We start from the raw sequence: 14,361 nt of genomic DNA on the forward strand, positions 1-14,361 counted from the left end.
ATAAACTAGAAAAGGGATTTTCCTATCGTGGAAGTTTTTCCGGTCGATGCATCCGATACTTAGTAGCCGTAATCGCCTCTAAAAAAGCCTTGAGGTCTTGGATTTCATCCTTGCTCAGATTTAATTTCCGCATTAGCGGATCAGTAACAGGATACAAAGGATCACTCTCTTTCTCTCCTGGTTTTGGAGAATTCATTTGCATCCCACTGTTATACATATTTAACAGACCTGTCATATCCCAAAACAGACCATTATGCATCCAAGGATCTGTATTCATAACATCACGCAAAGAGGGGGTTCTGAATTTACCTACATCATCCGCTTTTTTTGTCACTTCATATCGACCAAGATCTTGATACTTACGCTTGTAATATGTTAATCCGATATTGTGGAAAGCCTCGTCTGTAAAAAATTCCCCGTGATGACAGTTCATACAACGTGCTTTTGTACGAAAAAGATGCAACCCTCGAATTTCGTCATCGCGCAAAATTTTATAATTCCCATCCACAAATTCATCAAATCTACTACGCCGGCTGGTCAATGTCCGTTGAAAGGCAGCCAATGCACGCATCACTTCGGGCATAGAATATTCTACCTCACCAAAAGCTGCGGCAAATAATTCATTATATGCCGGTATCGCTTTAAGCTTTGGAATCAACTTTGTTAAATCCATATTCATCTCGTGATGCGCTTCAATAGGGCCCAGAGCCTGCTCTTCCAACGAACCCGCACGACCATCCCAGAAAAAGGACTTCCGTGCATACACATTCAATAACGATGGTGTATTCCGCGTCCCTTCCAAATGATCATTACCCACAGGGACCGTAAGCTTATCAGCCCATGAAGTTTGTGGATTATGACAGCTGCTGCAGGAGATTTGATTTGAACCAGATAAAATCGGATCAAAAAACAAAAATTTCCCCAGCTTAACATCAGGTTGCTCCATCAACGTAAAGTAACTGGTATCTACCTTCGGTAATGATTTAAATTCGGTCCAATGTACGCCCGAATCGATCACAGGCCGCGGCCATTCAGTAATCGGTTTGCTATACAGTTGACGAACCGAATCTGTAAGATCACTAATACGCTGATACGCCCTGTTACTGAAGGACAGTAAACAAACGACAGTCAAAATCAGAACAAATATTACTCCTTTTCTCATCCAAGTGAACTTTGCTGGCAAAAATAACCCATTATTTAGAATAATTAAAAATAATGTTTTAAATATTAGGACGGATTAGTACTTTTGCCTTATTATTTAGACTTGGTTTAAATAAGAACACAAACATTATTACCCTATGACTGAATTTCGGCACGTAATTGCCATACTTCTGCTCTTATCTAGCAACCTATTGCATGCACAACAATCAAGAACAATCCAGGTGAAAGGTGTAGTTCTCGATGGGCAATCGACACCCATTCAGTTGGCCAGCGTTATTTGCCAGGAAACGTCAAGTTCCACGCTAACAGATAATAAGGGAAACTTTACACTAACGGTCCCAGATGATTTGGATGAGGTAACATTAAAGGTATCCTATGTAGGGATGAAATCTGTACAGCTATCAGTGAAGACAAAAAAACAGAACCATCTCGTCTTCAAAATGGAAAGCAACAGCCTAACACTTAAAGAGATCACTGTAAACTCGACCTATGCCACGAACAAGAATTCCATCTCCTCCATCGAATTTAACGAAGAAGCCATTGAGCGCGTACAGGCATTCAGTTTAATGGATGTTCTTAATACACTGCCGGGAAAACAAATGACTCCGCCAAACATCAATGCGCCGCAGACGTTAACACTACGAAATACACTGGGAGGCCAGTACGATTTAAATAATTCCTTAGGTATTCCTATTATCGTGGACGGCGTCACTCTATCTAATGATGCGAACATGCAATCCCGTCCTGTCGGACAGCGCGGAATTGGTGGCTCTGCTCTTCCCGCCGTGACCAGTGGCAATACAGCAGACGTCCCATTTCGGGGTATTGACCTGCGAGAAATTCCCGTTGAGTCCATTGAACGCATAGAAGTGATCCAGGGCGTGGCCTCTGCCGAATATAGCGAACTCACTGATGGAGCAATCATCATTGAACGAAAAGCGGGAAAATCACCCTTACAATTTACCACCAATATCAATGGCGGATCCACCAACTTTTCGCTGAACAAAGGTTTTAACTTACCAAAAAAATGGGGAGGAATTACGACGGATTTGAACTATGCCCTTTCCAATTCAAATCCTCGGGACAAGGTCCAGGAATACAAGCGATATGGTGCTTCGATACGTTGGAATACCATACAGTATAAACGCGTCCGCAATAAATTAAGCCTCGACTTTAACACCCGTGTGGATGATGCCAAGCAAGACCCGGACGATGCCTCTGAACGAAAATATTATTCGAAAGCAAAAAATTTCCGTGTCTCAAACAATACGTTTATCCGCTTGGACTCGAAAATCATTAATGATATTAACCTAACCTTATCTTATGCCGAAGGAACACAAGAGAGCTTTGCGCAATGGTTGCTGAACCAGCCATACAAAGGCTACACCGCAAAAGATACAACAGGTATCTATGAAGGGATACTACTTAATGGTCAATATTTAGCCGTGGAGGAAATTATAGGAAATCCTATATCCATGAGTGGGAACCTGAAGTTTAGTAGTCGTTTCAAATTCGGAAATACACGTCATAATCTATCCTATGGCTTAAACTCCAGCTACGCCAATAATGGTGGTAAGGGAATTATTTCAGATCCAGACCGACCTCGTTTTGTTGACTTTAATAGTCAAAATATTCGACCTTATTCTTTTGAACAAACTCCTTCCATGGTTAATTCAGGCTTATATTTCACCGATAATGTAACCTATAAGATTGCTGGAAAGCAGGTTCATTCTAATTTAGGTGTGCGTCTTGATTCTCAAAATGGTTCCCTCGCTGTACAACCTCGATTGAGCACGCAAGTAATTCTTAACAAACAATGGAATATTGCAGCAGCCTATGGTATTTCCACAAAATCTCCAACGTTGGCTCACAGATACCCACCCCCATCATGGATTGATGTGCCCCTTATTTTAGTCGTAAACAGCAAAGCGTCTCTATATCTAGTATATACAGAACGCTTTGAAACAGCAAACAGAGACCTAAAACCTAGTAAATCAACACAAGCAGAATTTACCGTCAATTACCGGAACTCGTTTTTGAGTTCGCGCGTGAATGCTTATTTCAAAGACAATCGTGATGGCTTCAATTCCCTTAAACAGTTTGTAAATTTTACCTTGCCAAATTACAGTTATTCATATGACCCGACCTTAAACAAGATCGTATATGCAGAAAATGGCACGCATACCGTTTATCGGGATCGAGGTTACTTGAAGGTCCAAAATGCACTCAACTCTTATACTTACGGCGTAGACTGGAGTGTGTCTTTGAATAAAATTAACGCTATAAACACCAGCGTATCCACAAGCAGTTCCTTTATCTTATCGGAGCAGAACAATGATTATTATGACATTATTAACCTTGAAAACCCCGTAAACATTAGTGGTGAAAATATATGGTATGCACTCCACACCCCACTCTCCAACAATAAAAGATACGTATTTACAAGCAAACTTAATACGACGACGCATATTCCAAAATTAGGTTTTGTTATTATGACGAATACCGATCTTTTTTGGATGAATAAACAGAAAACAAAATATACAGAAGATTTCCAGTCAGCGCTTGGTTATTTAGATAAAGACATGCGTCCCGTTTTCTTTACCGGTAGTGAGCGATACGGCATCCCGCCACGCAATGTACGGAGTACAAGTACGGATCAACGAATTATTTATGCAAACTTCTCAGTATCTGTTGCTAAGGAGATCAGCAAACGTATCCGTATCGCTGTTACAACCTATAATACATGGAATTTACACCCACAATCATCATATACAAATCCAGATACTGGTGCTGAAACTATTACAACATATAACAGCCCATTGAGTATAACTGGAGGAATATCTTTAAAACTCTAAACAAAATGAAAACGCAAATTAAATTATTTCTACTCTCTATCTTTATTCTGGGGTTAAGTAGCTGTAAAAAAGATATAGAAGAAGCACGCCCCATAAATGTGCAGATCCAACTGGCGGTCGATGAGTCTGAAGTCTGGTTTAATGTTCCTTTCGACAAGGCGGAAATAACCATGACAAACAAGGCCAACAACAGCAACTATAAATTACAGGCCGATGAAAAAGGAAAGATAGCATTACAAAACATTGTTCCCGGAAATTACAACATCAATGTGTCCCTAGAAATTACAGCGGAAGAATACACCAAATTAACAGGTACATACCGAGAAAATAGTTTCTTTTTGAACTATTCGCTTACGGATCAAAATTTGTTCAATGACCAAGAGATCAAGATCAACCTCATCAATAGTGAACCGGTAGGTGGTTTTGTGATCAAGCAAATCTACTATGCGGGGTCACATACGACAAGAGCTGCGAATATACGTGATCAGTTCGTAGAAATCTACAACAATTCAGCGGATGTGCTCTATGCAGACAGCCTTCTTTTGGTACTTGCCTACGGAAAAACAAATAAAAACACAGATCAGTATTCGTTAACCAATAATCAGTATGACTGGAGTAAATCCATCGGTATGGAAGCAATTACGGGCAATGCCAATGAAGACTATATTTATGCAAAAGCAATCTTTATGATTCCCAGTGACGGAACAGGAAAAAAATACCCCGTTGAGCCAGGAAAGAGTATCATAATTGCACAAACTGCCGTCAACCATGCCGGATCCTACTTAAATAACTCCGGTACCTCTGTAGGGGCATTAGACCCTCATTTAACCGTTGACCTTTCCAAAGCTGATTTTGAAGTATGGCTATACCCGTATGAACAAAAAATACAACCAGGACGTACCATGTTTGCTTCTGATGTAGACAACCCTGATGTTACCGACATGACAACATTCTTTGCAACCGGCATGCGCGATATGGTACTAACACCACAAGCGAGAGAATCGTATGTGTTAGTGAAAGTAGACCATACAGTTAATATTGAGCAGCTTCCCAAGTTTGCAATCCCAAGCGTAAGAACAGTCTCTTCCTCCACAACCGTTTATCCACAAATACCAGGTAAGTATATAGTAGATGCAGTTGAAGTAGAAGAGCCAACACCGTCGGATCGGGTGCCTCGCCGTCTTCCACAACGATTTGATGCCGGAGCAATTGCGGTACCTGGCGGACAGTATACCAGCCAATCGGTCGTCCGTAAAACGCAAAAAATCGTCAATGGACGACGTATCCTTAAGGACACCAACAACTCAACTAATGATTTTGGGTTCCTCGAAAAGTCGAACCCATATAAAGATAACAGCTCCTTCATAGACTAATGATTGCACGACTTTGTTTAATAACATCACTGATCATTTCTGTTTCGGCCTTTGGTCAAAACAGAAATGATTCTGTATACTTCTATTTGCAAGATAGAATTTATGCACAAAGCATGGTCTTATCTCCAACTCTTGCGCAAGTTAAGGGACTTTCGAATTATGGCAGCCTACAGCTTGATTATAACATGGAAAGAGGAGGTTTTCGCCAAGCACAACAAGCATACACCAAAAGAAAACCTAGTTTTATCGCCGAAGGGGTAAACGAGTTAGGACGATTCCGAATAGGTGGAGTCTTTGAATTTAACAACTCTTTTGAAGATAGCTTAGCAAACGGTCAAAAGAATGACCTCGAGAACCTATCGACCTTTTACCCTTATGCGAATAAAAGTGGCGCATATAGTCGCCAAAACTATAGTATCGCAACCTCGATATCCTACAAAATATGGCCATTTTTAGTGCCTTTCGTAAACCTTGATTACATCAAACATTGGAGCGCAGGAACAGATGACCCGCGTTTGAAGTCGGATCGATTCATCGTCAAAGTACGCCCCGGAGTAAGCCTTAACGTAAAGGAACATGCAGTGTCTGTCTATGGACTATGGGGCTACGCGGATGAACAGGTTTCCATTCAATACAAAAATCAAAACTTTAAGGACAACTTACTCAATCCAGACCGTATATATTATATGAACTATGGATATGGAAGTTCTATTGTAAAAGACACCTCTAATGTCTATAAATACGATAGCTACAAAGGAGTAGGAATACAATATGCCGGTTTGTTCCGGAACTGGAAGATTACAGGACAAGGGGAATATGAATATTACCACAACACAAATCAACCTGTCTCAAAGGCTTCCCAACGATATATTGGGCCGATAGGTGTTTTTGACCTGTTCACTTATTCGGGAAAGATTACCGTTCAGAGCTTTAACCATAGTGACAGACAACACCTGGGCATACTCTCCCTCGTTAAAAACGATGGCGAGGACAGCAACTTAAAAACCACAGGAAGTTTACGTCGCTCAAACTATAAGGTAAACAATCAGTTGATAACCGCTAAGTATTACTTCCTATGGGACAAGACACGGACTTATAGCAAAGAGTTTGGTATTGAATTCGCACAAAAGGAAGAAAACCATAGGGATATATTACAAGCGGTACAACTATACCATAAAAATACAGAAGTATCTATCCTGCACAATGCCTATATCCGAAATAAACAAGGTGGCGTGCACGAGTTCACGATAAATCCATACTATAGCTTCCCTAATAAAACAACCTTAAGTTACAACCCCTATTCCATGACGGAGTTTATCAAGAATGTCGTTTTCACCGATTACTACTATCATAAAACTTCGTATTGGGGTATACGCTTGAAGGGAGAATATCGGCAGGAATTATTTCAAAATAGCTTTTCTTTTTATGTCCAAGCGGACTATCAAAAAGCGAAGGACAGAGCGGCTGAAGAAGGAATCAATCCTACATTTTTACCTAATGGAGATCGGTTGAGGATGCACGCTGGAATACGGATGTTCTTAAGTCGAAAATAAACACCCTAAACAAAAAGCTTACGCTGCAGCGTAAGCCTTTTGCGTTAACTCAAATGGTAGCTTTGGTTTTTAAACTCCATCGAGATATAATACTGGTATTTATCTTTATTTAATGGATAATCCCAACACCCCATTCGGTGATACATACTTCCACCAAATCCCGTTTTGAAACGATACAGTCCATACATAGGGTGCGAGGGATCCGCCTTAGGCGCCACACCAAAAAAATCATACTCCGTACACCCTTTCTCCTTCGCCAATTCCATAGCACGCCACTGCAACGCATAGGTCGCCATATAGTTTCTATTTTCGGTAGCCGACGCGCCATAAAGATAGGTGCCGCGATTTGCAGAAACCACTAAAAACATGGCTGCTAAAGGAACATCGTCCACCTCCGCCACAAGCAGATAAACATCGGCCGGAGATAAGGTATCATTTGCACGTGCGGTAAGTACAATTCTAAAATAACTGATATCGTGTAAAAAGAAATTATTACGCTGTGCCGTCTGCCGATATAATTCGTACCAAATTTCCAAACTTTCCAATCCCAGTGAACGAACCTTCACCCCTTTCCGTTTAGAAAGATTGATGTTGTAGCGTGTCTTAGGCTTCATCTCCCCCAACAATAGATCGTGATTTTTTTTCAGATCCATGAAAATAGTGTTCGAAGGTAGAATATCGGTATTCGCTTTCTTTAGGTTCCAGTTCTCGGTACTGAAATTGAACCGAATCTCTTGTATCTTCCGATCAGGCACACCGATCCAATTGCCATGCAGATCATAACAATCTTCATCTTTAGCCCATAGTGATTCCCAGGAAAGATCATAGCGTATCATGATACAATTACTCGGTAAAAAAGAACGTAAGCTCTCTGAAAGCTGCTCCAAGAAATAACCTTGATTTTCGGCCGAAGGCTCAATTTCAGGCCCGTAAGGCACATAAGCAATACAGTGTTCCTGATCTATGTTCTGAATCAGAATCAATAAATCACCCACGAAATACGTATTATCCTCACTATCAGAAAAGAGGTCTGATTTTTTTACCTTAAAATTGTATGCTTTAGACTCTACGCCCTGCATCTTCTTTACCTCAGACCAATACGAAGTCTGTTGGATAATGGATGTCCGAAATACTTCCTTGATTTCTTTATCCTCTACATCAGCAATCATGATTTTCTACTATTCTAGTTATAAGGCATACATGTTCTCAAAAAACTATAATCAGATCCAATTTTAATGCCCAAAAACCACAAAGATACCTAAATCATTTGACAAAGGCCTGAAGCCATGTCACGAATATGTTAAAAAGCTAATACACAAATTGCTAAAAGGTTTTTGTATATTTAAAACACACCTAAACAAAACACAAATGAATAAACTAAAAAATTATGTATTACTGGCGTTGATGGCTAGCTTTGGTGGGGCATCCGCACAGCAAAATCCAGTCATAAAAGGTTGGTATGCCGATCCAGAAGGCATTATTTACAACAATAAATATTGGTTGTTCCCTACGTACTCTGCCCCTTATGAAAAACAGGTATTCTTTGACGCTTTTTCTTCCAAAGATATGGCAAGCTGGACGAAACATGCGCGGGTGCTGGACACGGCCGCCATTAAATGGGCAAAAGAGGCAATGTGGGCCCCTAGTGTTATCGAAAAGGAAGGAAAGTACTATCTTTTTTTTAGTGCCAATGATGTCCATGAAGGAGAGGTTGGCGGGATTGGGGTTTCCGTCGCAGATCGACCAGAAGGTCCCTACAAAGATCTAATTGGAAAGCCGCTAATCAACCAAATTATAAACGGCGCCCAACCCATAGATCAATTTGTATTTAAGGATAAGGACAATTCATATTACATGTTTTACGGGGGCTGGCGTCACTGCAATGTTGTGCGGTTAAATGCAGACTTCACCGATATTGTCCCTTTTGCAGATGGTTCCCTCTACAAAGAAGTAACACCAGAAGCTTATGTTGAAGGTCCTTTTATGTTTATTCGTAATAACAAGTATTATTTTATGTGGTCTGAAGGCGGTTGGGGTGGCCCCCATTACAAGGTAGCCTACGCAATCAGTGACAGCCCATTGGGGCCGTTTCGGCGGATAGGCACCGTGCTAGAGCAAGACGAACTTGTCGCAACCGGCGCGGGCCATCATTCGGTAATCCAAGTGCCCAACCAAGACAAATACTTTATAGTATACCACCGCAGGCCCTTGGGAAAAACAGGTGCTAATGAGCGCGAAACCTGTATCGACAGCATGACTTTTGATCAAAATGGTCATATTAATCCAATAAAGATGACATTCTCGGGTGTCACCCATGTACTGGATTAACCACAAAACAGGGGTCAAAAAGACCCCTGATTCAAACTAACAAAAACAACGACAAACCGGTGTTGCTTACCTTGAGGTGGTACCAGTCTATGATCCCACCATATCTACTTTTAAACTAAATTGCCGGATTTTTTGCATACCGCATCCATAACTCATCAACTGTAGACCCCGTTTCTCTTTTCCAAAAATCATCGGAATATGTCTTAGTACGCATGGCTAAGTCAAGTTTTTGAATAACCCCTTTTCTTACTTTTGTCTCCATCCAGTAAAAAAAACGTGCCGTAATACGATAAGCATCCGTATACTGCTGTGTCTCCTTAAAATCTGGCAATCGCCAATTTGCGCCTGCATTGTCTACACCATCCACAAAACGTACATAATCTGCGATCCCTTCTGTAATCCACCAAGGTCCCGAACCATTTGGATAACCCTGCACAATATGCATCACCTCATGCGTCACCACATCGATGTCCCCCGGATTCTTAGCAAACCACTTCGGACTGTAACGGACGATTCCACCGGCCGTGGCAGCAACCCCATCATAATCAGGATCGATGACGAACGTCACCGAGCGTCGGCTCTTTTTATTATACTTTTTCACCAGCTTGGGGTAGTTCAAAAAGTAGGTATCGATCAAACGTTGTTTTAATCGAGTATCAAAACCTTTCTCCTTGTTGATCCAAATTAAGGTAAACCCTTTTTTGTGCATGGTATCCACCTCTACCGCAACTTGAGCATCGTCACGTGCATGTTCCCAGTTCTGCGCACTACTGTTAAGGCATATCAGTACAAGCATACCTAATAAAACTACTTTCATTCTTTTCATCATTTTTTACCTTTTTTAGTTTCTTGAAGTTCACTCGTCATCGAGTACGGGACACTACTGTTATCGACTCCACGTTTCTTGTTCGGTACAACGCCCATATCAAAAACAAGCGACCCTCCCTGATGCAAAGCGTGGTGCCCCACCCAATTTTTGTCGTGGTTCTTACCGTTAAACATTAATTTTTGCACATATACATTATCTTTTCCTCCATTTCGAGCATCGATGGTTAGTTTTTTACCATTCTCAAACAACAAAGTTGCTTTATCAAACAATGGTGCACCCAAAACATATTCGTCCGTAGCTGGGCAAACGGGATAAAAGCCTAACGCAGAAAAGACATACCAGGCTGATGTTTGCCCATTATCCTCATCCCCGCAGTAACCATCTGGCGTGGCTTGATACATCCGATCGAGAACCTGACGCACCCAATATTGTGCCTTCCATGGCTCACCCGCATAATTATATAAATAAATCATGTGCTGGATAGGTTGGTTACCATGCGCATATTGTCCCATATTCGCAATTTGCATCTCGCGAATCTCGTGAATCGTTCCGCCATAATAAGAGTCATCAAATAAAGGAGGTTGATTAAATACACTATCCAGCATATGGACAAACGTATGCTTTCCTCCCATCAAATCAATTAACCCCTGAACATCATGAAAAACACTCCAAGAGTAATGCCAACTGTTACCCTCGGTAAAAGCATCCCCCCATTTCAGCGGATTAAAAGGAGACTGGAAACGGCCATCTTTATTTTTTCCACGCATCAAGTTGGTGGATGGATCAAAGAGGTGCCTATAATTCTGGGCACGTTTAGCATAAAGATCAATCTCCTCTTTGGGTCGATTCAATGCTTTGGCTAACTGATAAATAGCAAAATCATCATAAGCATACTCCAAGGTTCGAGCGGCATTCTCATTGATACCCACATCATAAGGAACATAGCCTAGATCATTATAATATTGCACCCCCTTACGGCCAACTGCAGTCATTGGTCCCTCGTTGTTGGCACCATGCAGCAGGCCCTGGTACAAGGTTTGGATATCGTAACCTCGAGCCCCTTTTAAATAGGCTTCGGACACCACAGAAGCGGAATTATTACCGATCATAATATCGGCATAGCCCGGGCTGCTCCACTCCGGCAAGAATCCACCTTCCAAATACGCATTCAGCAAGCCCTCTTGCATTTCGGTATTAATCGAAGGATACATCAGGTTAAGAAATGGGTACAACGCCCGAAAGGTATCCCAAAACCCCGTGCCACCAAAAAGGTAACCCGGAAGGACCTTACCATTATAAGGACTGTAGTGTACCACCTCCCCGGCTTTGTTTATCTCGTACAACTTGTTAGGAAAAAACAACGTGCGGTACAACGTAGAATAAAAGGTTCGTAACTGATCGATATCCTTTCCCTCGACAGACAACCGTCCAAGTTTTTCGTTCCAACTGTTCCGGCCATCCTGCATTACTTGGGCAAAACTCTTCGTGTCGACTTCTTTCAAGTTCTGTAAGGCCTGATCAGCGCTTATAAAAGACGACGCCACGCGCACCTCAATAGGCCGTGCTTTGTCTTTTACTTTAAATCCTAAGATAGCGCCGGTTTGCCCCGCCGTTGACTTACGCTGTCCAACCAATCGGTTATCACCCTCCAACGTAGAATAGTTATCAAATGGTTGGTCGAAGACCAGAACAAAATAGTTTCGAAAATTGGGCAACTTACCTCTCGAATAGCGCGAAGAATAGCCTATCACCATATTTTTTTCAGGAATAATCTCTACCTCCGAGCCTCTATCAAAAGCATCCAACACAATAAAGGCACTATCTGTCGGGCTAAACGTAAAGCGATGTATGGCTGCTCGCTCTGTTGGGGTTACCTCTGCGGTGACATCGTGATCCGCTAAATATACCGAGTAATAATACGGTTTGGCAACCTCTGATTTATGCGAGAACCAGCTCGCTCTTTTTTCTTGATCAAAGACCCCCGTACCGCTCACCGGCATAAGCGAGAACTGACCGTAATCATTCATCCAGGGCGAAGGCTGATGCGTTTGCTTTATCCCTCTTATTTTATCGGCCGTATAGACGTACTGCCAACCATCCCCATTTTTACCGGTTTGGGGGGTCCACATATTCATGCCCCAAGGAAGCCCCACGGCAGGATAGGTATTCCCATTGGATAAAGACACTTTGGAAAGCGTGCCCATCAAAGGGTTTACCAGGTCTACAGGATCAATACTTTTGCCATTGAGCTTTTGTCCGAACGCCTGACAACATACAAGGGAACAAAGCCCCAAAAAAAGTAGTTCGCGTAAATAATAGTGTTTAATCATCATCATATAAAGTTTCATCTAAATAGATAGAAGAACCAAAGACGGGATCAGCTGTAGCTCACGCCTTTGGTTCTATATCGATTCCATCCTTAGGCAGTTTTTCTACCAACCTGGATTTTGAATCATTTTTTCGTTCCGAAGGACTTCCGTGTTAGGTATGGGGAATAAGTAATCGCGATCTTTATTGAACACCCGGTTTTCAATCAGCGTTCGCTTAAAGAAGTTATCCCCGTCAGCGCTTAGATTCATGCCATACACGGCACCATGGTGTGTCTGCTCTGCAATTTTCCACCTTCGCGTATCGAAGAATCGGACATTCTCAAAAGCAAGCTCAATCTGCCGTTCGCGCCGTATAGCTTCACGCATAGCCTCCTGATTACTGGGAACAGGGATGTTCGCGCTACCATACACCGGTATACCGGCACGCTCTCGAATCAGATTTACATACTTGAGAATATCAGCATCCCCGGGTTGTCCTTCATTCAAGGCCTCGGCATAATTCAAGTACACATTGGCGAGCCGCAACAAAAGAGCCCCTCTATTGTTGCCATTTGCACCCACATTCTTACGTACCGTATATCCCGTAGGCGTCACATCAGATGTACTTTGCGATCGCCCCGAGTTTCCACTATAATTAAATAGAGACAGCACAACCGTACTACTATTGGATTGATTTAACCAATAACTTCCACTATAGGTGATCCCCACATAAAACCGAGGCTCTCGATTCACATACATATTAAAGGTCGTACGCCCTGCTACATCGTAAGGTGCTTGATAGTTCGAAAAACCTTGCTCACTATAACCGGAGTTAGCATCATTTATCGGCAGACCATTGGCCATCAAGTAAGCATCGACCATGAATTGCGTAGCCCCCAACGCACCTCCCCCCTGCGCCCCCGAAGGAAAGCCAACATGCTTGGGCGTACGATCGTACTGGGTATTATTTTCGCTGACAGAACGGGCAAAAATCCATTCCTTGTTCCAATCAGCAGTCATTACATTGCGGCACGACAAATAGGCTGCTCGAAAAGGATTGGCGTCCGTCACTTTATACAGATCGTAATATCTCGGCACAAACTCATCAATAAATTCTTTTGCTGCTGTAGCCGCAAGTCGCCATTTATTGGGATCGTTTACACTGGCGTACAAGGCTGTTCCGTCAACGTTCTTCAAATTTGCATAAGCTGTATTTCCATTAAATAATGGACTGGCAGCTAATAGCAACGCTTCCGCTTTATACCCCTTCGCCACGCCTTTTGTTAGCCGTCCATATTCCTCACTGATCGGTTCATATGGCAGATCCTGATATGCTTTATCCAATTCTGAAACAATAAAGGTGATACAATCGTCAAAAGGTGTACGTGGAAGCTTAAGCTCCGCAATAGGCGCATTAAGATCCAAATAGCTTTCCCCAAGGATAGGAACAGCACCGAAACTGCGTACCAAATAGAAATAATACAGGGCACGAAGTGCACGTGCCTCCGCCTTGTAAGTTTTACGCATCACATCTGTAACCTCGTATGCATTGGATTGGTCGATATTTTCAATAAAATATGATGCATTACGAATCCCTCGGTAATAATTATTCCAAAAATTTTGGATGGTTCCATCCGTACGGCTCCAAACACCAGCCGTCATGTTGTTTGCATAGTTAAAATCCCAGGTATATTTAGCTTCATCCGAAGCCGCAGTCCAGGGACCCGAATTTTGGGTCACGACAAAACGCTGCCTCAACTCATTCGGCACGGTGCTGTAAATATTCGCCAAGAACTTATCCGTGTTCGCTTTCGATTTGAATATATCATCGATCGTTAATACATCGTCAGGCACCTGATCCAGGTAATTTTTACAACTATTTAATGAAGACATCACCAGAAGTCCACATAATATCCATATCGCTTTTTTCATTTTTTCAGTATTAATCAATAA

General features: G+C 42.1%; 9 protein-coding genes. 4 read left to right on the forward strand and 5 right to left on the reverse strand.

Features of this window, described 5'->3' with window-relative positions:
• Positions 1-22 precede the first annotated feature (22 nt).
• Positions 23-1,162 carry a cytochrome-c peroxidase gene (locus B9Y69_RS06370; protein ID WP_085472190.1) on the reverse strand — a complete coding sequence of 380 codons (1,140 nt, stop codon included), beginning with the start codon at positions 1,160-1,162 and terminating at the stop codon, positions 23-25.
• 136 nt (positions 1,163-1,298) lie between these two features.
• Between B9Y69_RS06370 and B9Y69_RS06375 the strand changes: the two genes are divergently transcribed.
• Genes B9Y69_RS06375 through B9Y69_RS06385 form a run of 3 tightly spaced genes read left to right on the forward strand, consistent with a single transcriptional unit; the run spans position 1,299 to position 6,942 of the window.
• Entirely contained in the window at positions 1,299-4,016 is a 2,718-nt protein-coding gene (locus B9Y69_RS06375) for a TonB-dependent receptor (RefSeq protein ID WP_085472191.1), read from the forward strand.
• Positions 4,017-4,021: 5 nt separating this feature from the next.
• Positions 4,022-5,389 carry a DUF4876 domain-containing protein gene (locus B9Y69_RS06380; RefSeq protein ID WP_085472192.1) on the forward strand — a complete coding sequence of 456 codons (1,368 nt, stop codon included), beginning with the start codon at positions 4,022-4,024 and terminating at the stop codon, positions 5,387-5,389.
• Positions 5,389-6,942, forward strand: coding sequence for a DUF6850 family outer membrane beta-barrel protein (locus tag B9Y69_RS06385; protein WP_085472193.1), 1,554 nt, complete (start codon positions 5,389-5,391; stop codon positions 6,940-6,942). Before B9Y69_RS06380 ends, B9Y69_RS06385 begins: the two co-directional genes overlap by 1 nt.
• 44 nt (positions 6,943-6,986) lie before the next feature.
• Here B9Y69_RS06385 and B9Y69_RS06390 read toward each other — a convergent pair whose 3' ends face one another.
• A complete protein-coding gene (locus B9Y69_RS06390) occupies positions 6,987-8,111 on the reverse strand; it encodes a lipid II:glycine glycyltransferase FemX (RefSeq protein WP_085472194.1) in 1,125 nt (374 codons plus the stop codon).
• 199 nt (positions 8,112-8,310) lie between these two features.
• Between B9Y69_RS06390 and B9Y69_RS06395 the strand changes: the two genes are divergently transcribed.
• Positions 8,311-9,270 (forward strand): glycoside hydrolase family 43 protein, encoded by a 960-nt coding sequence (locus tag B9Y69_RS06395; protein WP_085472195.1) that lies wholly within the window; start codon positions 8,311-8,313, stop codon positions 9,268-9,270.
• A gap of 115 nt (positions 9,271-9,385) precedes the next feature.
• On the opposite strand, the gene B9Y69_RS06400 is transcribed toward B9Y69_RS06395, so the two are convergent.
• From B9Y69_RS06400 to B9Y69_RS06410, 3 genes are all read right to left on the reverse strand, one after another.
• A complete protein-coding gene (locus B9Y69_RS06400) occupies positions 9,386-10,087 on the reverse strand; it encodes a basic secretory family protein (RefSeq protein ID WP_234991119.1) in 702 nt (233 codons plus the stop codon).
• A gap of 8 nt (positions 10,088-10,095) precedes the next feature.
• Entirely contained in the window at positions 10,096-12,435 is a 2,340-nt protein-coding gene (locus tag B9Y69_RS06405; protein WP_394365779.1) for a GH92 family glycosyl hydrolase, read from the reverse strand.
• 96 nt (positions 12,436-12,531) lie between these two features.
• Positions 12,532-14,340 carry a RagB/SusD family nutrient uptake outer membrane protein gene (locus B9Y69_RS06410; protein ID WP_085472196.1) on the reverse strand — a complete coding sequence of 603 codons (1,809 nt, stop codon included), beginning with the start codon at positions 14,338-14,340 and terminating at the stop codon, positions 12,532-12,534.
• Between the last annotated feature and the right edge of the window lie 21 nt (positions 14,341-14,361).

The organism is Sphingobacterium psychroaquaticum, assembly GCF_900177625.1.
GTDB lineage: Bacteria > Bacteroidota > Bacteroidia > Sphingobacteriales > Sphingobacteriaceae > Sphingobacterium > Sphingobacterium psychroaquaticum.